We start from the raw sequence: 23889 nt of genomic DNA, 5'->3' as shown, positions 1-23889 counted from the left end.
AACTTCCCTCCCCTTTTCAGGTCTTGGTGCCGACGCTTTCAGCCAGACAGTCGCGGTAGGTATTTTGGGTCACGACGCCTCTGCGGGATAGGCAGAGACAGGGTATGAAATAAAAAATCAAAAGGAGACCGCGTTTGGACAGCAGCACCATTATAAGTTTGTTTATTATCGGTTCAATATTGGTGGGGGGGAGTATCCTGCTGAGCTCCTTTTCCTCACGTCTTGGCATCCCTATTCTGGTTATTTTTCTGGCCATTGGCATGTTGGCGGGAATAGATGGCCTGGGCGGCATCGCGTTTGATAACTATCCCGTGGCGTATCTTATCAGTAACCTGGCGCTGGCGGTGATTCTGCTCGATGGCGGTATGCGTACCCGCGCCACCGCCTTTCGCGTTGCGCTTTGGCCGTCATTGTCGCTGGCGACGGTGGGGGTCATCATCACCGCCGGGTTAACCGGCATGGCCGCGGCCTGGCTGTTTGGGCTGGATATGATTGAAGGCATGCTTATCGGCGCCATCGTCGGTTCCACCGACGCCGCGGCGGTGTTTTCGCTTCTAGGCGACAAGGGCCTAAACGAACGTGTCACCTCCACGCTTGAGATTGAATCGGGCAGTAATGATCCGATGGCGGTGTTTTTGACCATCACGCTTATCGCCATGATTCAAAACGGGCAAACCCACCTTGATTGGCTATTTCTGGTGCATCTTATCCGCGAATTCGGCCTGGGCGTCGTCATGGGCCTGGGCGGCGGCTGGCTGTTGCAGCAGGTGATCAACCGCATCTCGCTGGCTAACGGGCTGTATCCGCTGCTGGCGGTGAGCGGCGGCATTATGATTTTCGCTCTGACCACCGCGCTAGAAGGCAGCGGCATTCTGGCGGTCTATTTGTGCGGCTTTGTCTTGGGCAACCGGCCGATACGCAACCGATACGGTATTTTACAAACGTTTGACGGCATGGCCTGGCTGAGCCAGATCTGCATGTTTTTGGTGCTGGGTCTTTTAGTCACCCCCAGCGACTTATGGATGATCGCCATTCCGGCGCTCATCTTGTCGCTGTGGCTGATGCTGGTAGCGCGTCCGCTGTCGATTTTTGTCGGTTTGCTGCCGTTTCGCAACTACACCACCCGCGAGCGGTTTTTTCTCTCCTGGGTCGGCTTGCGCGGCGCGGTGCCGATTATTTTGGCGGTATTTCCCATGATGGCGGGCCTGGACAACGCGCGGCTCTATTTTAATGTGGCGTTCTTTATCGTCTTGATTTCCCTGCTGCTCCAGGGCACCTCGCTGGGCTTCGCCGCCCGCCTGGCGAAGGTGGTTGTGCCGCCGACCGCGTCGCCCATTTCCCGCGTGGGGATGGATATCCATCCCGAGAACCCCTGGGAGCAGTTTATTTATCAGTTGGGAGATGAAAACTGGTGCGTGGGCGCGGCGCTGCGCGATCTGAAAATGCCCCGCCATACGCGCATCGCCGCGCTGTTTCGCGACAATGTACTGCTTCATCCTACCGCCAACACCCGACTGCGCGAAGGCGATGTGCTTTGCGTCATCGGTCGGGAGCGCGATTTGCCCGCGTTGGGCAGGTTGTTTAGCCAATCGCCGCCCGTCGCGCTGGATCAGCGCTTTTTCGGGGATTTTATACTGGAAGCCGACGCCCGCTTGCGCGATGTTTCCTCTATCTACGGTCTGGAATTCGCTGGCGAAGTGGATGGCGAGCTGACGCTTGGCCAGTTTGTCATGGCGTTGCTGGGCGGGGGCGAACCGGTGGTGGGGGATAATGTAGTGGCGGAAGGCGTAGTCTGGACGGTTGCGGAAAAAGACGAGCATCAGGTGAGCAAAATCGGGATCAAGATTGCCGACGATGCGGCATGAAACCGCAGCCGCACGCGTGGAGTCAGCGCCGGCGCGAAGCCCTGCGGCCCAGAGTGAGAACGCCGGCGTTCAACCAATCTCAAAAAGCGCCAACGGTTAAACGTCTGCGGCCGCTACGCCGCCCTCTTCCCGGGCACCGTGCAGGGCGTTCCTTCGTCGCCGGTCAGGTCAGCGTTTCCGTCGCGCTGTAGACCTTCTCGAGCACCCGCATGGCCACCTGCATATCCCGGGCATCGACATCCTCAAGGATCTCCTTGCCCAGAGCATCCGCTTCCGTGCGCACTTTCTCATACAGCGCTTTACCCTCATCGGTGACCACCAGCAGCTTTTTACGCCGGTCGGCCGGGGTGGGGATGCGCAGTACCAGACCGATTTTGACCAGACGGTCCACCATCGTTACCACCGTTGCCCCTTCAACGCCGAGCCGCTGCGCCAGTTCGCTTTGCGACAGCGGTGATTCCGCGCCGGCGATAGCCGCCACCGCCACCCAGCTCGCCTGACTGAGACCCAAATATTTCAGGCGCCGGTCAATAGCCATGCGCAGCGCGCGCGAGGTCAAATGCAACATTTTTGAAAAATTTTTATATTCAGTTTTCATCGGCCGTATCAGGTAAAGACACACTATGTTAAAAATTATCACACATTGATTACGAAGACCAATCACACACGCATTGGCGAACAAAGAAATGATCCCTGGCCAATCATGCATATCCGTTCATCGTTATCAGGCAAATAAATTACCCTAACAGCATTCAATGCTTTATTTACCTGGCAACTATTATTATGCTTGCCATCCCTTCATGGCGTGGCGTGTCAATGCAAAAGTTTCTTTTCCTTCTACTACTGCTGGTATTACTGGGTCCGCTGGGCATCGATCTTTATCTACCCGTTATCCCCCTCATCGCCCACGGCCTCCAGACCGACGAATCGCTCATCCAGTCAACGATCCCGCTCTTTATCGGCGTTATGGGTCTCGGGCAACTGATTACCGGACCGCTGGTGGACTATTTTGGACGCCGTCCGCTGGCGCTGGCCGGCGTCACGCTGTATGGCGCAGGCGCCCTTCTGGCAGCGGCGGCGACCCTTCCTTGGCTCTTCGTTTTGTCGCGGGTGTTGCAGGGATTGGCGGTGTGCTGCACCACCGTTGCGTTGTTTAGCTGCGTGCGCGACAGGCTGGACGGTGACGATGCGGCTCGCGCCTTCAGTTTTCTTAATGGCACACTGAATATTGTGCCGGCGCTGGCGCCGATGGCGGGCGGTCTACTGGCGGCCGGTTTCGGCTGGCGCGCGCCATTTTGGGCCTTGGCCGCCTTTTCGTTGCTGGTTGGGATATTGACGGCGGTAGGCCTGGCTGAAACGCGTCCGGCTGGCACCAGGGCGTCAACCACGCTGCCGTTTGTCCGCTACTGGCAGATAGCGACCCAAGGCCGTTTTATTCTGTACGCGCTGGTGAATACGGGCGCTATGGCGATGGCGTTGACCTACGTTTCTTTATCGTCACAGGTCCTGATGGGCGAAGGCGGCCTTACGCCGCTGGGCTTTTCGATGGTATTCGGCGCGAACGGGTTTTGGATCATGCTGGCGAGCGTTATCGCCAATCGGGTGATTCGCAAAATGGGACGCCCCGTTTGTCTGACGTTAGGCACGGTATTCATGGCGCTCGGTAGTCTGATGCTGCTGTTCAGCGTCACGGCGGCGCCGGCGAGCTGGCAGACCCATTGGCTGAGTTATATGTTACCCGTCGCCACCGCCTGTGCCGGACTGGCGTTTTTAATGGGGCCCGCCACCAGCTATGCGCTGGAGCCGTTCGCCGAGGAGGCGGGCGTGGCGTCAGCGCTGAATGGTTTTGTGCAGATGGCCGGCGCGGCCGCGGTCAGCCTGTCGATGATGGCGCTGCCGCTGGCGCCACGTGAGGTGCTGGCGCTGGTGATGCTATTGGGGGCGGTATTTGCTTTCGCGGCCCGGCTGCGCGCGCGCCACAGCGCGCCCCGATTGACCCGGCTGCGCCCGTAACCTTCGCCCGGCCTGTCGCGGCCGCGGCGCGGGTTAGCGAAGCTGGACCGTCACCCGCGGCGCCAGCGCGCTCATGAGTTCATAACCCAGGGTACCGGCGGCGGCGGCGACCTCATCGATTTTGACGTGATCTCCCCAAAGTTCGACCTTAGCGCCAATACGCGCCTGTGGACAAGGCTGCAAATCCACCATAAGCATATCCATGGAAACCGCGCCCAGAGTGCGCGTTCTGACGCCGTCGACCCAAACCGGCGTCCCGGTAGGCGCGTGGCGCGGATAGCCATCGGCGTAACCGCAGGCGACAACGCCGACCCGCTGCGTCTCGCTTAGCCGGTGGCGACCGCCGTAACCAATACGTCCCCCGGCGGGCACCGACTGCACGGCAATCAATTCGCTTTCTAACGTCATGACCGGCCGCAAACCGCTGGCGGCGATGTCTTGCCAGTCGCCGCTCGGGGAGGCGCCATAAAGAATAATGCCGGGTCGAACCCATTGCCTATGGGTCTCAGGATGCCATAAGGTCGCGGCGGAATTCGCCAGACAGCGCGGGCCCGTCAGCCCATCGCCGGCGCGCGCCACTACCGCCATTTGCGCCTCGACCCCTTCCGGCATGTCGGCATAAGCGAAATGGGTCATCAAAGTCAGCGTCGCCACCTGCTTTAGTTCGCTTAGCGCTTGCCAGGCGCCGGGCAGCGCCCGTTCGCTGAAGCCCAGCCGATTCATGCCGCTGTTCAGCTTGAGGTAAATATCCAGCGGCGCGCGCGGGGTCATGCGCCGCAGCGCGTCGATCTGCCAGTCGCTGTGAACGACGGTGGTCAATCGATAGCGATCGATTTCCGCCAAATCGGCCGGCTGAAAAAATCCCTCCAGCAGTAAAATGGGGCCGCGCCAGCCCATCTCCCGCAGCACGACCGCCTCATTCAGATCCAGCAGCGCAAAACCGTCCGTCTGCTGCAACCCCTGCCAAACGGCACTCAGGCCATGGCCATAGCCATTGGCTTTAACCACCGACCACACGCACGATTGCGGCGCATGGCGGCGGACAATGGTTAAATTTGACGCCAGCGCGGCTAAATCCACCGTAGCGACAATCGGACGTGGCATGAAAACAGCTCCTTACCTCAAAGAAACGGCCGCGCGAGGCGGCCTCAGATCCGTCGCGTAACGGCGACGGCATCAAATCCAGGCGCATAACGCGCGACGGACAGATCGTCATAACGAATTTCCGGCACCCGCGCGCTGATCATATCCGCCAGCAATCGCCCCGAGCCACACGCCATTGTCCAGCCCAGCGTACCGTGACCGGTATTCAGATACAGGTTGTTAAGCGCCGTGGCGCCCACCAGCGGCGTGCCGTCCGGCGTCATCGGCCTCAGGCCGGTCCAGAACATCGCTTGCTCAATATGGCCGCCGGTGGGAAATAAATCGCGCACCACGGTCTCCAACGTCAGCCGGCGTTTCGACGGCAGCTCGGTATTGAAGCCGGCAATTTCCGCCATTCCTCCCACCCGAATACGCCGATCGAAGCGGGTGATTGCCACTTTATAGGTTTCGTCCAGCACGGTGGATACCGGCGCGCCCTGCTCATCCGCCAACGGGATCGTTAACGAATACCCCTTTAACGGATAAACCGGAATAGAGACCACCTCTTTTAGCATGGCGGTGGAATATGACCCCAACGCCATCACATAGGCATCGCCGCGCACAATTTCCCGGCCGCAGCTTACGCCGTCAATGCGGTTACCATTGCGTACCAGCGCGCCGATTTGACAGTTATAACGAAATGCGACGCCCTTTTCCGCCGCCATGGCGGCAAGGTGGCGGGTAAATAATTGGCAATCGCCGGTTTCATCGTTCGGCAAGCGTAAACCACCGGAGAGTTTATGGGCGACGCCGGCCAGCGCTGGCTCGACATTGGCCAATTGGTTGGCCTCCAGCAGCGAATAGGGTACGCCTTCAGCGCGCAGTACCGCAATATCTCTCTGGGCGTTGGCGAATTGCTTATCGGTGCGGAACAACTGCAGCGTTCCCCCCTGACGGCCTTCATAGCGGATACCGGTTTCGCCGCGCAACGCTTTCAAACAATCGCGACTGTATTCCGCCAGCCGCACCATGCGGCTTTTATTAATATAATAATGTCGACTATCGCAATTGCGCAGCATTTGCCACATCCAGCGCAGTTGCTCCGCATCGGCATGCCATCTGACGGCCAGCGGCGCGTGGCGCTGAAACATCCATTTAATGGCTTTGAGCGGCACGCCCGGCGCGGCCCAGGGCGCGGAATAGCCGGGCGATATTTGGCCGGCATTATTTGCGCTAGTTTCCAGCGCCGGACCGGGCTGGCGATCGAGCACGGTGACCTGATGCCCCTGCTGAGCCAAATACCAGGCCGACGTCACGCCTATCACGCCACTGCCTAACACAATTACCTGCATGATTGTCTTGCCTTATACCCACATCCGCCACAGCATAAAATGCTGGCGTAGGAAAGATGATGAGAAAGATGCACCGCGAGCGTCAATAACGCCAATCGGGGAGTTATTGACATTTTATTAAATACTTTGCCGCGAAGCTAATTCAATAGCAAAATAAAAAAACTGATTTAATCATTTAAAGTGATAACAAGCCGAGAAAATCAGCATTAACCTCTCAATTCACATCATTCTATAGCACAAAAAACGTCGTCATTTCCGCGTCATGACCCCGACGCGCTGATAAGGACGAGTGCGGCGATAAGCAGGTAATAAGGTTTAACGCGTCAGACAGCGGATAATCCCCTGCCGGCATCCTGCCAGAGACTTTCCCACGTCTGTGTCTCACAACATGATAGCACGGCGCGTACGGCGCGTTGTACAGGGGCCACACGCCAGCGGCGCGGTGCGCGCACGATGTTAGAACTAGGCCTCCGTGCTCCCGTTCGCGCTCTGCTCCCAGCGCGCCAGCATTCAGGTTCCGGGCGTGATTTCATCGGCGCGCCTGTTGCCCTTCCGGCGTTCGGTCATGTCTGCCCGGCAGGCTATCGCGTCCAAGGCGCCGGGTTCGCGCGCGTGCTTGCCGCCGACGCCTTGTGCGGCCGCGCCCCGCTAGCGGCGCTTGGTCCCTCGCCCGTCGCGCGTGCTAACTAAATAGAAAGGCGTCCAGGCGAGAAGGTGCCTTAGCACATCCTCCGCGATTTTCATCTTGCGCTAGGATTAATAATAAGACAGCATGATCTCGTGCTGTCTGTAACGATGAGGTGCGCTGATGACGATTTCTATTGATGAACGATCACGCTCTGCCACATGTCTTAGCGATGGACCGGATTGGACATTTGAACTGCTCCAGCAATATCTCGATGAAATTGACCGGGTAGCCAAACATTATCGGCTTGATACCTACCCCCATCAAATAGAAGTCATCACTTCGGAACAGATGATGGACGCCTATTCCAGCGTGGGGATGCCTATCAATTACACCCACTGGTCATTTGGCAAAAAGTTCATCGAAACCGAGCAGCGCTATAAGCACGGTCAGCAGGGGCTGGCCTATGAGATTGTGATCAATTCCAATCCTTGTATTGCCTACCTTATGGAAGAGAATACCATGCCCATGCAGGCGCTGGTCATGGCTCACGCCTGTTACGGGCACAATTCGTTTTTCAAAAACAATTACCTTTTCCGCAGTTGGACCGATGCCAGCTCCATCGTTGACTACCTGATTTTCGCCCGCAACTATATTACCAAATGCGAAGAGCGCTATGGCGTGGAACAGGTGGAGCAATTATTGGACTCCTGCCATGCGCTGATGAATCACGGCGTCGACCGTTACAAACGCCCGCAAAAAATCTCGCTGCAGGAAGAAAAATCCCGCCAAAAGAGCCGGGAAGAGTATTTGCAAAGCCAGGTCAACGAACTGTGGCGCACGCTACCGCGCCGGGAAAAAGAGGAAGTGACGGAACAGCGTTTGCGCTACCCCCAGGAGCCGCAGGAAAACCTGCTGTATTTCATGGAGAAAAATGCGCCGCTGCTCGAACCCTGGCAACGGGAAATATTGCGTATCGTGCGCAAAGTCAGCCAGTATTTCTATCCGCAAAAACAGACCCAGGTCATGAACGAGGGCTGGGCCACGTTCTGGCATTATACCATCCTCAATCACTTGTATGATGAAGGCAAAGTCAGCGATAGGTTTATGCTGGAATTCCTGCATAGCCATACCAATGTGGTCTATCAGCCGCCCTATAACAGCCCGTATTACAGCGGCATTAACCCCTATGCGCTGGGTTTTGCCATGTTCCAGGATATCAAGCGCATCTGCCAATCGCCCACGGAGGAAGACCGCCGCTGGTTCCCCGATATCGCCGGCAGCGATTGGCTGGAAACGGTGCATTTCGCCATGCACAACTTTAAAGACGAAAGCTTTATCAGTCAGTTCCTATCGCCGAAGGTGATGCGAGATTTTCGCCTGTTTACGGTACTCGACGACGATCACAACAACTATCTGGAAATCGCGGCCATCCATAACGAAGAAGGGTATCAGGCCATACGCCAGGAGCTCTCTTCCCAGTACAATTTGAGCAATCTGGAGCCGGATATTCAAATTTGGAATGTGGATTTGCGCGGCGATCGGTCGCTGACGCTGCGTTACACACCGCAAAACCGCGCGCCGCTGGCGAAAAGCCGCCGTGAGGTGATGAAGCATATTCATCGGTTATGGAGCTTTGACGTCTATATGGAGCAGGTGAACGACGAGGGCAATGTCGAGCTTATCGAACGCTGTCCGCCGCGCCAGCCGCCGCTCTGATGCCTTCCGAATGGCCGCCGCCCGTCCCAGGGCGGCACCTTCGTCGAGGTCAAATCCCCACGATATCTTTAGGCATCGCGGATTGCATGGCGCCCCAGATCTCCCGGCTCTCTTTACCGTAGCGGCGCACCAGCTCCATGACCTGATCATACAGCCCCGCGCGGCATAGCGTCGCCAGCTGGCTATAGAAATTGCGCGCCAGTTCGCGGGCCTGCGGATTAGTAAAATAATAGCGCCCCGCCCGTAAATAAAGCCCCTTCAGGCCGTTAAAAATCAGGCCATAGATAGGATTGCCTGAAGCAAACGCCAGGCCGTGGAAAATGCGGTAATCCAATTCGGTGAAGGCATCAGCCTTATCCGCTTCCGCCTTATCGTCTACCGCCGCAGCCTGTGAGAGCACCGCCTGTGCTTTATCAGGATACAGCGACACCGCCAGACGAATGAAAATCGCGGCGATGTTGGTGCGCACCGAGAGCAAATTATCAATGAGCTGAGGCACGCTGTCATGATCAAGCCGCGCCAGCGTCTCCAGGATATTCAGTCCGGACGTTTCCCATACATTATTTACCCGGGTCGGCTTGCCGTGCTGGATTTTAAGCCAGCCGTCACGGGCCAGTCGCTGCAGTACCTCCCGCAGCGTGGTGCGGGTGACACCTATCAGATCGGAAAGCTCCCGCTCCGCGGGCAGGATGGAGCCAGGCGGAAAGCGATTGTTCCAGATGCTTTCAATCAGAAACTCTTCCGCGAAACCGGCAGGACTTTGCGCCTTGATGACCATATTCGTTTGTTCCATAGCAACTCTAACAATTCACATGCCTCTCACCCTCCCTTACGAGCGGGCGCGGTGACTTCATCATGAACAAGCGAGTTAGTTTACCTTGCCCGCTGGCGGCAGACTATAACCCATCTCCCGCTTATGACTATCGGCAGCCAAAAGGACCTTTTTTTCGCGCCGTACACGTGGGGTAACTTCAATAATAGTAAAACGGCGCGGGCTCTGGTATGCCGCCGACGGAAAAGTCGCTGGTGTCTGTTGTTTTTTGATTTAGAATGCTCGTTTCACGCCACTTATAACTGCTCTGGACAACCCTCTATGATGCAATCGTTAAACCGCTGCTCCAAAAATCGTGCAGCCTGGTTACTATTGGCACTGACCGCCTTCGCGCTGGAACTGGTTGCGCTCTACTTTCAGCATGTATTGCTGCTTAAACCCTGCGTCCTGTGTATTTATCAACGTTGCGCCCTCTACGGCGTGGTTGCCGCCGGCCTGGTAGGCGCCATCGCGCCCGCCACGCCGCTGCGTTTCGCCGGTCTGGCGATTTGGCTGTACAGCGCCTGGCAAGGCCTGCTGCTGGCAATGAAGCATACCGATATCCAGCTTCATCCCTCCCCCTTCGTCACCTGCGACTTTTTCGTGAATTTCCCCGCCTGGCTGCCGCTGGACAAGTGGTTGCCGTCGGTCTTCAGCGCCAGCGGCGATTGCGCCGTTCGTCAATGGCATTTCCTGTCGCTGGAGATGCCACAATGGATGATTGTCATCTTCGGCGCCTACCTGGCGGTAGCGGCGATCATTTTGCTCGCGCAATTCTTCCCTCCGCGCAAACGCGACCTCTTTTCCCGCTGATGGCGGCATAGGCGCATGACGGCGCCGCCATGCCGTCATGCGCCGACGATTGCCCCGCGGCCACGATAAAATTATCCGCCTATTTATCGCCGTATGCCTAAAACCACGGCCTTATTCAATTCGTTTCCACACGGCCCCTGCGCCATTACCGTCAAAATGCGATCGGACGCGTTTATACCCGGCGCATCCGCGCCGTCGTTACCGCTAAGAGGTTTTTCGGACGTCGGCTGTTATAATACCCCTCTATGAGCCGGACTCTTTTTAATAACGCTTCGCCGCGCAGTGCATGACGTGCTTAGCGAAAGAGCGTCATGTTCAGCGGTTAAGCGTCAACACCACTTTACTGGCTCATGGCGCGTGGAGCAATGGAAGGAGACATAAGAAGTAATAAATACCCGCCTCACCCGCAGCCGATTTATTTATGACCCACAGTATTATAGTCAAAAACAATCTTAAACTGATAACCATTATCGCAATACCCTACCCGCGGCGAACAGTTTATTTTTTTCACCTTTAAGCGATGTATTTATTGCTATGCATTGCTTATGAATTGCATCAGCACAACATTAATAAGTCATTGCACAATTAATTAATGCCCGGCGTCGGCCGTTTACGTTATTGTTATCTAAAGAAGGTATGATGGCGCCAATAGTGCTTGGTTTGTTCATCTCAACTACCGAGACCATAACAAGAGGAAGAATATGAATACAATTTCAGATAGCGCGTTGAGCTTAATAAACGGGAAGACAAAATATGATCACGCCCCTCATTCAGATTCAGCGTCAACAGGACGGCCCGGGTGCCAAACCCTCTTTCTGGCGCTGATGAACCACAGGGATAAGTTAGAGGCGGTATCGAATACATCCTACCCGCAGGGACCCAGTACCGCCGGCCCCCAGCAAAGCAGGATGCCGCAGAGCGACAGCCAGGAACACCAGGCGGCAGCGCAAGAACAGCAGCGGAATAGATCTTTGCCGCCACATCATCCTGAAAAAGTAGGTTGCATGGCGACACCGCAGGAGAAAGCCGTTGGCTCCGCAGAGATAAAGAATGAGCATCGATTTCCTACCAATATTTTTTCTTTATTAAAGGCGATTGACCAAACATCTAATCCGGAAAAAGCCTCCCGAGAGTTAATGAATCGTTGGAGTGTCCCGCTTAATATCGCGGCCAATAATGCCAACTTATGGCGCAATGAGGCGATTGCCGACATCGAACGGCTACAACAATTGTGCTTACAGCCCGAGATAAATGAAGGAGAGCTTAATAGGGTCTACGCCAGACTGATCAATAACATGAATGCGCATTATGACTGCCTGCGCCAGCGGGATAGCTTACTTTTCCAAAGTAATTTATTGAGCAAAAAGATCCTTTTAATAAGAAAAAGCAGGCAGAGAAAATCTAATAATCTCCCCAGTACGGCTGTGGGTGCCGGCAATGTAATGAGCGCTGACAGTACCGGGCCCCGGTCCGCTTATAATGAAAGTCGTGAGCGCTGCGGCAAAGACGCCACCGTTTCCCCTGATATCACCTCAGCAAAAAAACGCAAAACAATATGATTTAGCACCAACCGCCGCATTGAGACTTCCCCGCCGCGCTCGTTTATTCAGGCCAAGCGACGGCCTATGCCGGGGGCATAACCAAACGCGTTTCAGCCTTACCGTCGAAACCTGGAATAAGGCGTGAAGGCGCCGTGATAGCAGTAAAGTCGTGCCAAAGGCCGGAGAGTGACCCGTACGCCAGGCGACGAGCCATAGCGAAAATGCACTCTCCTCTTTATTGCGCGGGACAGCCCGACCTCATCGCGAGTGAAAGCCCCCGCGCGTGCGGCGTTTATCCTTTGGCCCAGTCAGGCTTATTCAATATATGGTCTTCCCAGTCGACGACGTCGCTTTCCCGCACCGCAATATGGCGGACCGAAATACGCTCGCCGTGCATCGCGGCCTTTGAGCCGCTCAACAACGGGTGCCAATGGGGCAGCGGTTTGCCTTCACTCTGCAACCGATAAGCGCAAGTGGGAGGTAACCAGTCAAAGGTGGCCAGATTTTCCCGGGTCAACTTGATACAATCCGGCTCATAGGCAAATCGGTTGGCATAATGTTGACACTGGCATGTTTTTAAATTGAGTAGATTACAGGCGACATTCGTGAAATAGATTTCATCCGTATCCGCATCGATCAATTTATTCAGGCAGCAGCGCCCGCAGCCATCGCACAGGGACTCCCACTCCTCATCGGACATTTCAGCCAGGGTTTTGGTCTGCCAAAAGGGGCGTTCAGGCATGGTGGTCTCCATAACGGGAATCAAGGGGGCGTTATATAATGCTTTTCCCCCCCGCATGCAACTTTTTTCAGCGCAGGATCAGGCGCGACGACGAGCGGCCGGGCGAAAATCAAACGCTAAATTATCCGCGTGCTCAATTGATGCTGATTCAGGCTTACCGTGAGCGCATCGCCGGGCTTAAGCGCGGCGACCCCTTCTGGCGTCCCCGTCAGTACGATATCGCCGGGACGCAAGGTAAAGAAATGGCTCATATACGCAATGAGCGGCAGGATAGGATGGATCATGTCGCGGGTGTTGCCCGTTTGCCGAACCTGATCGTTAACCGTTAGCGTCAAATCCGCCTGTTGGGGATCGCCGAATTCCGCCGCCGGAATAAACCCCGATATCGGACAGGCGCCATCAAAACCTTTCGCTTTCTCCCAGGGCTGCCCTGCTTTTTTGAACTGCGCCTGCAGATCCCGCAGCGTTAAATCCAGCGCGACGCCCACGCCGGCGATACCCTGAGCGACCTGCTGCTCGTTAGCCTGTTTTAACGGCGCGCCAATCAAGATAGCCAACTCTACCTCATGATGCACTTCCCCCCGATCGGTAGGGATCACGATAGGTTGATGAATATCGCACAGCGCGGTCTCGGGCTTGATGAATAGCACCGGTTCGCTGGGGGTGGCGCTGCCCATTTCTTTGATATGATTACGGTAGTTGCTGCCGACGCACACCACCTTGCTGACCGGAAAATCCAACAGTGCGCCCTGCCAATTTCTATGCTGATACATTGCTCTCTCCTGCAATCGTTAACACCCTGTTTACTTGTTTAACGCTGTTATCATACGCCAGCCGACGCAAAGGGGTAGCCCCATGGCGCATTTCTTCCGCCGTCGTAGGCGGCACGGTGCCGACGCGGGCGGGCCCGGTACCGACGTGACTTCATGGCGGCGACGCGGGCGGGCATGGTGCCGACGTGGGCGACAGGGTGCCGTCGTGGCGGTGATGCTATGACGTCAGCGGCAGACCCTGCGCGGCCCTGGCCGATGACCTAAGCCTTATATTGGTTGAAGTCGCGTTGGCGCCTAAGGCTTTTCCTTCGTTAAGGGAATATCGACAGCGCCGTCGCCGTGCGCAAACTGTCGCCCAAACGGCAACCGGTTTGTCACCCCCGAGCATGACGATCACAGCGCTTTGCCCTGCATGAACAGAGAAAGCAGGCGGTGCAGCACTAGCACACGTGACATCGTCACATTTGGTGCGCTAAGTACGCCATCGGGGCGTGGGACAGGGGATAGTGGCAAATGGGCTCATAGCCGCCAAAGGTTTACATCGCGCGCGGGCGTAGGGTATAGCGGGGCTGCCGCCGTGGCTTAACCTACAGAATCGCCAATGGGATAATTGATTCAGCCCTGCAAGTGCGGCGCCGGTAATTCCGCCGCGCGAACCTATGGGTTAATGATCAGGTTTTTTTTCGGCGAGATGATGCTGGGTCAATAAATTTTCCACCGGCGGGGGGACTTGTAGATAGAAGCCCTGCTCTTTAAGTAATTCTTTTACTTTTCCTATATCCGCGGAAGCGAGATTTTTGCTACCGTCTAAGGGTAAAATCATTGAGAATAGCGGTTTGCCGAAGTGCGCCATTAAGTCGGCCGGGACGCGGGTAAAATCCTCTCTTCTTTCAACAAAAAGATAGGTTTGATCCTGTTTTGAACTTCGATAGATCACACAAAACATATTTTTTACTCTATTTCCGTGGTCTGGTGTCTTGCCTGTATATAGCGGTAACTATAACATGCATGCAGTACTTCGGAATATCGCCTCCCGTGACGAATCGGGAAATTACACGTGCTAAGACTGAGTCAGGATAGATGTCGCAAACGCCAATTGAGTTGAAAGGCAGTAATTTTACTTTATCGGTAATTCATGTGCATGATGCGCAGCCAGAAGAAATCCGTCGGGCGATAGAGGAAAAAGTCGAACAAGCACCTGGATTTTTACAAGATGCGCCGGTTGTCATCAACGTCGCCGGCCTCAGTCGCGACACGCCCTGGGAGGCGCTGTCACAGGCGGTGCTGGCGACCGGCCTGCATGTGGTCGGCGTCAGCGGCTGTCGCGACGCGAAACTGAAACAGGCGATCGTGCGCAGCGGGCTGCCGCTGCTGACCGAAGGCAAAGCGCCAAAGCGCAGCGTCGCCGAGGCGCCCGCGCCGGCGCCGGCGGCGGTCAAAACGCGGCTTATCAACACGCCGGTGCGCTCCGGGCAGCAAATTTACGCCCGCAACAGCGATTTGATTGTCACCAGCAGCGTTAGCGCCGGCGCCGAGCTTATTGCCGATGGCAATATCCATATTTATGGCATGATGCGGGGCCGCGCGCTGGCCGGTGCGTCGGGCGACGGAGAGTGCCAGATTTTCTGTACCCATCTCTCCCCGGAGCTGGTATCCATCGCCGGTCAGTATTGGCTGAGCGATCAAATTCCGGTCGGATTTTCAGGCAAAGCCGCGCGGTTATGTCTGCAGGACGGCACGCTTACCATTCATCCTTTAATTTAGCCCTTGACAAGGAATCCATTTATGGCACGCATTATAGTTGTTACTTCGGGTAAAGGGGGCGTTGGCAAGACCACATCAAGCGCGGCCATCGCTACCGGTTTAGCCCGCAAAGGAAAGAAAACCGTGGTGATCGATTTCGATATCGGCCTGCGAAACCTCGATTTGATCATGGGCTGTGAGCGCCGGGTGGTCTATGACTTTGTCAATGTCATCCAGGGTGATGCCACGCTGAATCAAGCGCTGATAAAAGATAAGCGGACCGAGAATTTATATATTCTGCCTGCCTCGCAGACGCGGGATAAAGATGCCCTGACCCGCGACGGCGTGGAAAAGGTATTGAACGATCTCAGCACGATGGAATTCGATTTTGTCGTTTGCGATTCACCGGCCGGTATTGAAACCGGTGCCTTAATGGCGCTGTATTTTGCCGATGAAGCGATTATCACGACCAACCCGGAAGTGTCGTCGGTGCGCGACTCCGACCGTATTCTGGGCATTCTTTCGTCCAAATCGCGCCGAGCCGAAAGCGGTCAAGACCCCATTAAAGAGCATCTGCTACTGACCCGTTACAACCCGGGACGCGTCAGCCGCGGCGACATGCTCAGTATGGAAGATGTGATTGAAATTCTACGCATTCCTCTGGTAGGTGTGATCCCCGAGGATCAATCGGTGTTGCGGGCTTCCAACCAGGGAGAGCCGGTAATTCTCGATGAGGAGTCTGATGCTGGCCAGGCCTATTCAGATATGGTTGATCGCCTGTTAGGAGAAGAACGTCCCTTCCGCTTCATCGAAGAAGAGAAGAAGGGATTCCTGAAACGCCTGTTTGGGGGATAAACCATGGCATTACTTGACTTTTTTCTCTCCCGTAAAAAAACGACAGCCAATATAGCCAAGGAACGGCTGCAGATCATCGTTGCCGAGCGGCGCAGAGGCGATAACGAGCCGCATTATCTGCCGCAGCTGAAACGCGACCTGCTTGAGGTCATCAGTAAATATGTGCAAATCGACCCGGAAATGCTTTCGGTTCAATTGGAGAAGAAGGATGGGGATATCTCCATCCTGGAGCTGAACGTAACGCTGCCGGAAACGGAAGAAAGCACCAAATGAACGCCGCCGCTCTTCCGCCTCCTGCCTGACGGTAGGAGGCTCGCGGCCTCATGGGCCAGCCACGCCATTGACTCCCCCCGCCGCTTAAGAGCGCGTTTCGCTTTCGTCCTGGGATAACAAGGCCAGCAATTGGGCGCCGAACAGCGCTCCCCGCCAGCCGCTTATCAATTCCGGCTGCCGCGCAGTGTGAGTCAGCCCCCAAACTACGCTGATTAACTGGTTTATCTGACGCCGGGACGCCAGCAACTCACTGCTCAGCCCCGTCTTGTTAGCCGTCAGTTGAATTTGCTCTTTCAACGCTTTAAACGTCTGGCGATACCCGGGACGATCGATAAGATTGAGTACCGGCGGCGGCAACGCTTCGTCCGACAGCGCCTGAGCCTCCTGTACCCGCGCCAGCAGCGCCCGGCCGTGGAAGCGGATTTCGGGCCCGCTGAGGCCAAGCTGCTCCAGCTCGCCAAGGGAGCCCGGCATATAGCGCGCCACCTGCCAGAGATTTTCTTCGCGAACAACAAAATTGACCGCCATATCGCGCTCGCGGGCCTTATTCAGGCGCCAGCTGGCCAGCCGCTGTAGGCACGCAAGCTGACGCGTGCGCAGCTGCCAGGCGTTAGCGATATCTCGATAGGCTAATTCAGGATCGGTGACGTCCTGACGCCGTTGACACAGGGCCGCGCACTCCTGGCTGGCCTGCGACCACCATCCCGCCTGTTGCGTTTGCGCTATTAGCTTATGCGCCATCGGCAAGAGCCAGTAAACATCGGCGGCGGCATAATCACACTGCCTGTCGCTGAGCGGCCGTGCGAGCCAATCGGTGCGGGATTCCGTTTTATCTAGCGTGACCTGCAACGTTTCCGCCACCAGCGCGGCAAATCCGCAGGAAAGCGCGCGGCCGGTAAACGCCGCCAGCACTTGGGTATCGATCATCGGTTCCGGCATCTGACCAAAGCGATGCCAGAACACTTCCAGGTCTTCGCTGGAGGCATGCAGCAATTTAGTGACCTGTTGATCCGCCAAAAGCGCAATGAAGGGCTGCCAATCGGTAATCGCCAGCGGATCGATAAGCGTCAGCGCGTCACCGTCGTATAACTGAATCAGGCCCAGTTGGGGATAATAGGTGCGGGTACGCACAAATTCGGTATCTACCGCTACCCACGAAGGCTGACGGGCCTGCTGACATCTGTCGTGCAAAGCCTGATCCGTGGTAATTAATTGATAATCCAATACTGCACTCTCTTTTTGCGCGTGTGTTAAGAAAAAGTTAGTCCACCAAGACGGTGTCTACCCGCGTATCGCCGTAGTAAGCGCCCCATGCCGGACCGTAACCTGGTCCCCACGGCGATCCATAGCGGTAGTCCCAACCCCAGGGCCCGAGCGGCGGCCCCATGGGCGCCGACACCTCACGCACGATGCGCCAGCGTTTATAGCCGTTCACCTGCATAACCATGTAGGTGTAATTCGCTTTATCGATATGGCCTTTTTCCGTGCCGGTGATCGGCCCCACAACAGTGACCCATTGCCCCTTCAAATCGGAAGGTTCGACGAAACCGCTGATTTGAGCAATGATGCGGCCAAGGGACGGCTGGTGCATCAGCGGCACCGCGCCATCATCAAGGGGTACGGTGGCGATTTCCAGCCGGGTGCGACCGGTTTCATTCGTCACTTTGACCACTTTACCGCCGAAGCGCCCTTCTTGACCGATGTACAGCTGCGGCGCATTCATCACCCGCACCAAATCATCCTGCGGCGTCGGGGTCGTGCCGCGGATCGCCTCCGGTACCGTCACACACCCCGTAAGCGTTAACATCGCGGCCAGGAAACCGACCGGCATCAGCCGGCGCAACGATACGGGTGAAGCCTGATGGCTGAACATAGTACTTGATCTCGTTAATAAACTTACTACTTTGACCCGCACCGGCCGGATAAGTTTAGCGCTCAAGCGCGGCCAGGTAATTTTTTCCATGCCACTTCATTGCGCAAGTAGGTCGGTTCCGCCAGCGCGACCGGTCGGGCGCCGCCGTGGCGATAGTGATGAAGCGCTATCGGCAACATGTCCCGCGCGCTGGGCAGCAACGTTTCACCCGCGATGAGCTGCAATCCGTCATGCTGTAGCAACGTCGGGTACGTTTGCCAGCCGGTGCCGGCGGTGGCCCAGCACCCGCTCAGGTCTGCGCTCAGCGCCGCTAGGGCCGCCGGCGCCGCCACCGCTTCGCCATCCTCGCCCAGCCAGACGCCCGCCTCACGTCGATACGCCGCCCAGTACACTTCCCCCATGCGCGCGTCTATAGCGGTCAGCACCTGGCTAGCGCCGGTTTGACGCCAGGCGCCTTCGGCCAGCGCCGCCAGGGTGGAGACGCCGATAAGCGGCAGATCGGCGCCCAGCGCCAGCCCCTGGGCAATGCCGATGCCGATGCGCACGCCGGTAAAGCTGCCGGGACCGCGGCCGAACGCCAGCGCATCAAGACTATCAAGCGTAATACCGGCCTCCGCCAACAGGCTGTCCACCATGGGCAGGATGCGCTGCGTGTGTTCACGGGGTGCTACGGCGAAGCGCTCCAGCAGCTCGTCGTCGAGCATCAGCGCGGCGGAACAGGCTTCTGTCGCGGTATCAAGGGCTAAAATGCGGGTAGACATGCCAAACCTCAGGCGGGAGTGATAAGGACTGTAACGGGCGTTTATCATAACACACCCGCTGCCACAAGGGGATACGGCGCTTAGCCGCCGGTCAGAAAGGCGATGGCACGCTCCAGCGATCGCGTGCGGCGCGCCGGCGGCAGACTTTGCAGAAAAATCTTACCGTACGGGCGGGTCACCAGCCGCTGATCGCAAATGATGAGCACGCCACGGTCATCGCTGTCGCGTATGAGCCGGCCGACCCCCTGTTTCAGGGCGATGACCGCCTCGGGGATCTGCACCTCGGCGAACGGATCGCCACCGCGCAGTTGACAATCCTCAATGCGCGCCTTCAGCAGCGGATCGTCCGGCGCGGTAAACGGCAGTTTATCAATGATGACGCATGACAGCACATCACCGCGCACGTCCACCCCTTCCCAAAAACTGTTGGTGGCCACCAGCACCGCGTTACCGGCGTCGACAAACTGGCGCAGGATTTCGCGCTTGCTGGTTTCCCCCTGCACCAAAACCGGTAGCGTCAGCGAGGCGCGAAACTCCACCGCCAGATCGCGCATCATCTGATGCGAGGTACAGAGGAAGAAACAGCGACCGCGGTTGGCGACAATGACCGGTCGCAACATCCGCGCCAGCTTCTGCGCGGCGCCGCGTTCCCGCGGTTCCGGTAAAAAGCGCGGCACGCACAGCAGCGCCTGAGCGGCATAATCAAACGGGCTGGCGAGCAAAAGCGATGTCGCCTTCTCCAATCCCATGCGCTGGGTGAAATGATCCAGCTTGTCATTCACCGACAGCGTCGCGGAGGTGAAGATCCACGTGCCGGCCTTCTCCGCCATGACTTCGTGAAAACGGTTAGAGACCGACAGCGGCGTCAGCGCTAGGACAAAATGACGCGCGTTACATTCGTACCAATAACTGAATCCCGGCTCGCTGGTATTTTTCAAGCGTTTTAACCTGGCGCGGTACAGCGTCGCACGTTCAAACGCGGCATCCAGCAGCGCCGAGCGGCCGAGCGCCAGCTTCGCCACGTCATGACATAACTCCAGCGCATCATCCAGCAGCACCAGCGCGCGCTGCACCATCGGCTGGGCCAGCGCGTCGCGCAGGTTACCGCGAAACCCCGGTTCACCCAACGCCAGGCGAAAATCCTGGGCGCGAAACGAGAGCTGATCGGCGCTCTTTTGCAGCTGCTGCATGTCGCGGACATCGGTGCGGTAGGCCAAGGTCATATCGCGCGCCAAATCCAGCATGTGGCGGCTGGTGAGCTGCTGGCCGAAATACTGGCTGGCGATATCCGGCAGTTGATGCGCTTCGTCGAAAATCATCACGTCGCCGCGGGGGATCAGTTCGCCGAAACCGCTTTCTTTCACCACCATATCCGCCAGGAAAAGATGATGGTTGACCACCACCACGTCGGCATCCATAGCCCGGCGGCGCGCTTTAACCACAAAGCACTCTTTATACTCAGGACAATCGCTGCCAAGGCAGTTGTCGTTCGTGCTGGTCACCAGCGGCCAGATGGGGCTGTCTTCGGCGATCCCGCCGCAGTTGGCGATGTCGCCATCCTCGGTTTGCGATGCCCAGGCGCGCACCTGGCTCAGCGCGTCGAGCGTTTCCGGCGGCAGTGCGCCCCCTGCCGCCGCGTGCTGCGCCATGCGTTCCAGGCACAAATAATTGGCGCGCCCTTTCAACAAAGCCAGTTGTCCGCGGTAGGACAGGGCCTGCGCGATACGCGGCAGATCCCGGGCGTAGAGCTGATCCTGTAACGCCTTAGAGCCGGTGGAAATGATCACCTTTTTATCGGCACGCAGGGCCGGCACCAGATAGGCGTAGGTCTTGCCGGTGCCGGTACCCGCCTCCACCACCAGCGGTTGTTGCGCGCCGATGGCGTCGCGAATAGCGTCTGCCATCAGGCGCTGGGACTCCCGCGGCTTAAAACCGCTCAGGGCTTTCGCCAGCACGCCCTCGGGCGTAAAATCGTCTGTCACACTGTCTCCCACGCCAACGCGTTCCGCTGTTTTTCCCTACCTCGTCCGGCTCGCTTCCCCCGGACACGCGCGCAAACGCGTTTCGCTACCGCCGTCGGGCGCGCTGGGCTTCCCGCGCCGGTATGATATGCTGTTGTTTTCACTAACCACTGAAAGGAAATGCAATGACCCTCCAGCGTATTGATGCCGGCGCCCGTATGTCCGACGCGGTGATCCATCATCAGACTCTTTACTACACCAGCGTGGCGGCGGATGCCGCGCTTGACGAAGACATTACCGGCCAGACCGTCAGCGCGCTCGCCGCTATCGACGCCATGCTGGCGCGCTGCAACACCGACAAACGCCGCCTGCTGGATGCGACCATTTTCCTGCCTAACGCTGCGGATTTCGCCGCGATGAATGCGGTGTGGGATAACTGGGTCGAGGCCGGCAGCGCGCCGGTGCGCTGTACGGTTCAGGCGGGGCTGATGAATCCGCGCTATAAAATCGAAATCAAAATCATCGCCGCGCTATAAGAACGGGCCACCCTGCGCTCAATCGTCATCGGGAGAGCCATCGTAAGGATCCGTCTCCGGGGGCACCGCCGGGGCTTCATAAGCCTCGGTTTCCTCCTCCTCCTCCCAGCGCAGCGTCACCCTTTCGCCGGCGTGGTCGGCGCGCAGTTCGCGCGCCACCAGCGCAATGGCCTCGCCGCTGCTCATCCCCTGGGCCATTAACGCCTGAATACGTTCGACGGCCTGTTGCTGCTGCTCATGGGTTAACGCGGGCATATCGTGTAACATCAGTTTCTCTCGGTGGCGGCAATCGTGTCGATTATCTCATGACGCGGCCGGTTACGCCATGGCGAGGATGTATGCTAGGATCGCGCCATCATATCACCACACGCGCGGACAGGTTGCCGTTGCCGCGTCATTCGGGAACAGGCGCTTATCCATGCAGCCACAACTGACAGCATTACCCTACCGGCCCGATGCCGTACTGGACTACTTTACCCCGCTGGCCGGGCAGCCCTGGGCGATGCTGCTGCATTCCGGCAACAGCAGTCATCCCGACAGCCGTTACGATATTCTGGTGGCGGCGCCCGCGGTCACGCTGGTGACGCGTGACGGTGTCACCGAAATTCGCCGGGGGGATGACCGCGAGTCTCGCCGCGACGACCCTTTTGCGCTGGTCCAGCAGGCGTTGGCGGCGGCGGGCATGACGACCCTGCCCAACGCGTCATTGCCGTTCCTCGGCGGGGCGCTCGGCTATTTTGGCTACGATCTCGCCCGCGGCATCGAAACCCTGCCTGCGCTGGCGCAACAGGACGTCCCCCTGCCGGAAATGGCGGTGGGCATTTATCGCTGGGCGGTCATTGCCGACCACCATCGCCATACGGTGACCCTGGTGAGTTACGACGATCCGGCGCCCTTGCTTAGCCGGTTGACCGCCGCGGCGCCGCCCACATCGGCGCCGTTTCATCTGCTCGGCCCCTGGCGCGCCAATATGTCCCGCGCCGAATATGGCGAGAAATTTCGCCAGGTCCAGCAACACTTACTGGCGGGAGACTGCTATCAGGTCTGTTTAGCACAGCGCTTCAGCGCCCCTTGCGACGGGGATGAATGGCCGGCGTTTCGCCATTTGCTGGCCCATAACCGAGCGCCGTTTTCAGCCTTCATCCGTCTGGAAGACCAAGCGGTGATGAGCTTGTCGCCGGAACGTTTCCTGCGCCTGCGCGCCGGCGAAATCCAGACCCGCCCCATTAAAGGGACGCTGCCGCGGCTGGCGGATGCCGACGCCGATCGCCAGCAGGCAGCGCGGCTGGCCGCTTCCGCTAAAGATCAGGCGGAAAATTTGATGATAGTGGATCTGTTGCGTAACGATATCGGCCGCGTGGCGCAACCGGGCAGCGTGCGCGTGCCCTCGCTATTTGCTATCGAGACCTTTACGGCGGTGCATCACATGGTCAGCACCATCACCGCCACCCTGGCGGCCGATCGCACTCCCTGCGATCTGCTGCGCGCCTGCTTCCCCGGCGGCTCCATTACCGGCGCGCCAAAGGTGCGGGCAATGGAAATCATCGAAAGGCTCGAACCCCAGCGTCGCAGCGCCTGGTGCGGAAGCATCGGCTATGTCAGTTGCTGCGGCACGATGGATACCAATATCGCCATTCGCACCCTTCTGGTGGCGGACCAGCATATACACTGCCCCGTCGGCGGCGGTCTTATCGCCGACAGCGACGAAGAAGCGGAATATCAGGAAACCCTGGCGAAGGCCGCCTCGCTACTGCCGCTGCTGGAGCAGTTGCATGCCTGACGCCGTGACCGAGCGCCCGCTGCCGCTAGCGGAATTTATTACCCGTTTTCAACTGCTGCTGCCGGAGACACGTCACGAGACCTACCATCGCCGGCGTGCGGCGGTGCTGATTCCGATTATTTGCCATTCTACGCCGACATTGTTGCTCACCCGCCGCGCCGCGTCCCTGCGCAAACACGCCGGTCAGGTGGCGTTTCCGGGGGGCAGCGCGGATGCGGACGACGTTTCCGCGATCGCCACCGCGCTGCGCGAGGCGCAAGAGGAGGTCGCCATCGATCCCCGTCAGGTCCGGGTGTTGGGACAATTGCCGCCGGTGGACAGCAGCAGCGGTTTTCAGGTCACCCCGATCGTGGGGCTGCTGGCGCCAGGCGCCCGTTTTGTCGCCAGCGAGGCCGAAGTGGCGGAAATTTTTGAAATTCCGCTGACCGAGGCCTTGTCGCTGGCGAGCTATACCCCGCTGGACATTGAACGGCGAGCGCAAACCCGGCGAGTGTATTTCTCCTGGTACCGGCAACACATGGTCTGGGGCATGACCGCTCAAATCCTTTATCGCCTCGGTCAACATATCCGTCCGCCAATCGAATAATGGGAGCCAGCTCCCCTTAACGGCACAGAGTTCTTTTCTTTTCCATTTAACTGGCTAAAATCCCCGGCAAGCGACATTGCGCAGAACATAATACTAATACATTATTGTTAATTGGCATTTAATTTTACTACTGCACTTAAAAATATCGCTTAATGGTCGGCGCAGCAGGGCAAATGACGCGTGG

General features: G+C 57.6%; 22 protein-coding genes and 1 pseudogene. 11 read left to right on the top strand and 12 right to left on the bottom strand.

The window, feature by feature from the left end:
* The first annotated feature begins 134 nt into the window (after positions 1-134).
* Positions 135-1865, top strand: a complete 1731-nt coding sequence (locus SANT_RS09145; protein WP_025421988.1) for a potassium/proton antiporter — start codon at positions 135-137, stop codon at positions 1863-1865.
* A 163-nt stretch (positions 1866-2028) separates the two neighbouring features.
* Here SANT_RS09145 and SANT_RS09140 read toward each other — a convergent pair whose 3' ends face one another.
* A complete protein-coding gene (locus SANT_RS09140) occupies positions 2029-2463 on the bottom strand; it encodes a MarR family winged helix-turn-helix transcriptional regulator (RefSeq protein WP_025245054.1) in 435 nt (144 codons plus the stop codon).
* A gap of 218 nt (positions 2464-2681) precedes the next feature.
* On the opposite strand from SANT_RS09140, the gene SANT_RS09135 reads away from it, so the two are divergent.
* Entirely contained in the window at positions 2682-3878 is a 1197-nt protein-coding gene (locus tag SANT_RS09135) for a multidrug effflux MFS transporter (protein ID WP_025421987.1), read from the top strand.
* Between the two features lie 33 nt (positions 3879-3911).
* Here the strand turns inward: SANT_RS09135 and dadX are convergent, their stop codons facing one another.
* Positions 3912-4982, bottom strand: a complete 1071-nt coding sequence (gene dadX, locus SANT_RS09130; protein WP_025421986.1) for a catabolic alanine racemase DadX — start codon at positions 4980-4982, stop codon at positions 3912-3914.
* 44 nt (positions 4983-5026) lie between these two features.
* Entirely contained in the window at positions 5027-6313 is a 1287-nt protein-coding gene (locus SANT_RS09125; protein ID WP_038668420.1) for a D-amino acid dehydrogenase, read from the bottom strand.
* Between the two features lie 808 nt (positions 6314-7121).
* On the opposite strand from SANT_RS09125, the gene SANT_RS09120 reads away from it, so the two are divergent.
* The gene (locus SANT_RS09120; protein WP_025421985.1) at positions 7122-8657 is read left to right on the top strand and encodes a SpoVR family protein; all 1536 of its coding nucleotides are present in this window, start codon (positions 7122-7124) and stop codon (positions 8655-8657) included.
* 49 nt (positions 8658-8706) lie between these two features.
* Here the strand turns inward: SANT_RS09120 and fadR are convergent, their stop codons facing one another.
* The gene (gene fadR / locus SANT_RS09115) at positions 8707-9435 is read right to left on the bottom strand and encodes a fatty acid metabolism transcriptional regulator FadR (RefSeq protein WP_025421984.1); all 729 of its coding nucleotides are present in this window, start codon (positions 9433-9435) and stop codon (positions 8707-8709) included.
* A gap of 315 nt (positions 9436-9750) precedes the next feature.
* Between fadR and dsbB the strand changes: the two genes are divergently transcribed.
* The gene (gene dsbB, locus SANT_RS09110; RefSeq protein WP_025421983.1) at positions 9751-10281 is read left to right on the top strand and encodes a disulfide bond formation protein DsbB; all 531 of its coding nucleotides are present in this window, start codon (positions 9751-9753) and stop codon (positions 10279-10281) included.
* 701 nt (positions 10282-10982) lie between these two features.
* Entirely contained in the window at positions 10983-11840 is an 858-nt protein-coding gene (locus tag SANT_RS09105) for a hypothetical protein (RefSeq protein ID WP_025421982.1), read from the top strand.
* Positions 11841-12114: 274 nt separating this feature from the next.
* Here SANT_RS09105 and SANT_RS09100 read toward each other — a convergent pair whose 3' ends face one another.
* From SANT_RS09100 to SANT_RS09090, 3 genes are all read right to left on the bottom strand, one after another.
* Complete coding sequence (locus SANT_RS09100) at positions 12115-12564, bottom strand: YcgN family cysteine cluster protein (protein ID WP_025421981.1); 450 nt, start codon at positions 12562-12564, stop codon at positions 12115-12117.
* 116 nt (positions 12565-12680) lie between these two features.
* Positions 12681-13337: a fumarylacetoacetate hydrolase family protein gene (locus SANT_RS09095; protein WP_025421980.1), complete on the bottom strand. Its 657-nt coding sequence runs from the start codon at positions 13335-13337 to the stop codon at positions 12681-12683.
* Between the two features lie 664 nt (positions 13338-14001).
* Positions 14002-14283: a YcgL domain-containing protein gene (locus tag SANT_RS09090; protein ID WP_025421979.1), complete on the bottom strand. Its 282-nt coding sequence runs from the start codon at positions 14281-14283 to the stop codon at positions 14002-14004.
* A gap of 134 nt (positions 14284-14417) precedes the next feature.
* On the opposite strand from SANT_RS09090, the gene minC reads away from it, so the two are divergent.
* Genes minC through minE form a run of 3 tightly spaced genes read left to right on the top strand, consistent with a single transcriptional unit; the run spans position 14418 to position 16208 of the window.
* Entirely contained in the window at positions 14418-15101 is a 684-nt protein-coding gene (minC, locus tag SANT_RS09085; protein ID WP_025421978.1) for a septum site-determining protein MinC, read from the top strand.
* A 21-nt stretch (positions 15102-15122) separates the two neighbouring features.
* Positions 15123-15935: a septum site-determining protein MinD gene (minD, locus tag SANT_RS09080; protein WP_025421977.1), complete on the top strand. Its 813-nt coding sequence runs from the start codon at positions 15123-15125 to the stop codon at positions 15933-15935.
* Positions 15936-15938: 3 nt separating this feature from the next.
* Positions 15939-16208, top strand: coding sequence for a cell division topological specificity factor MinE (minE, locus tag SANT_RS09075; RefSeq protein ID WP_025245067.1), 270 nt, complete (start codon positions 15939-15941; stop codon positions 16206-16208).
* Positions 16209-16292: 84 nt separating this feature from the next.
* On the opposite strand, the gene rnd is transcribed toward minE, so the two are convergent.
* The 4 genes from rnd to SANT_RS09055 form a co-directional block, all read right to left on the bottom strand.
* Positions 16293-17432 carry a ribonuclease D gene (gene rnd, locus SANT_RS09070; RefSeq protein ID WP_025421976.1) on the bottom strand — a complete coding sequence of 380 codons (1140 nt, stop codon included), beginning with the start codon at positions 17430-17432 and terminating at the stop codon, positions 16293-16295.
* A gap of 37 nt (positions 17433-17469) precedes the next feature.
* Positions 17470-18081 carry a Slp family lipoprotein gene (locus SANT_RS09065; RefSeq protein ID WP_071882069.1) on the bottom strand — a complete coding sequence of 204 codons (612 nt, stop codon included), beginning with the start codon at positions 18079-18081 and terminating at the stop codon, positions 17470-17472.
* Positions 18082-18143: 62 nt separating this feature from the next.
* On the bottom strand, positions 18144-18842 hold the full coding sequence (gene tsaB / locus SANT_RS09060; protein WP_025421974.1) for a tRNA (adenosine(37)-N6)-threonylcarbamoyltransferase complex dimerization subunit type 1 TsaB: 699 nt from the start codon (positions 18840-18842) through the stop codon (positions 18144-18146).
* Positions 18843-18922: 80 nt separating this feature from the next.
* Complete coding sequence (locus SANT_RS09055) at positions 18923-20824, bottom strand: ATP-dependent DNA helicase (protein WP_025421973.1); 1902 nt, start codon at positions 20822-20824, stop codon at positions 18923-18925.
* Between the two features lie 164 nt (positions 20825-20988).
* Here SANT_RS09055 and SANT_RS09050 point away from each other — a divergent pair, with 164 nt between their 5' ends.
* Positions 20989-21339, top strand: coding sequence for a RidA family protein (locus tag SANT_RS09050; RefSeq protein WP_025421972.1), 351 nt, complete (start codon positions 20989-20991; stop codon positions 21337-21339).
* Between the two features lie 90 nt (positions 21340-21429).
* Here SANT_RS09050 and SANT_RS09045 read toward each other — a convergent pair.
* A pseudogene (locus tag SANT_RS09045) lies at positions 21430-21606 on the bottom strand (YoaH family protein); the annotation flags it as partial.
* Between the two features lie 151 nt (positions 21607-21757).
* On the opposite strand from SANT_RS09045, the gene pabB reads away from it, so the two are divergent.
* Positions 21758-23119, top strand: a complete 1362-nt coding sequence (pabB, locus tag SANT_RS09040; protein ID WP_025421970.1) for an aminodeoxychorismate synthase component 1 — start codon at positions 21758-21760, stop codon at positions 23117-23119.
* The gene (locus SANT_RS09035) at positions 23112-23705 is read left to right on the top strand and encodes a CoA pyrophosphatase (protein WP_051440141.1); all 594 of its coding nucleotides are present in this window, start codon (positions 23112-23114) and stop codon (positions 23703-23705) included. The genes pabB and SANT_RS09035 overlap by 8 nt, the downstream gene beginning before the upstream one ends.
* Positions 23706-23889 lie beyond the last annotated feature (184 nt).

Source organism: Sodalis praecaptivus, assembly GCF_000517425.1.
GTDB classification, from domain to species: Bacteria; Pseudomonadota; Gammaproteobacteria; order Enterobacterales; family Enterobacteriaceae; genus Sodalis_A; species Sodalis_A praecaptivus.
This window is presented reverse-complemented; position numbering and strand designations above follow the sequence as displayed.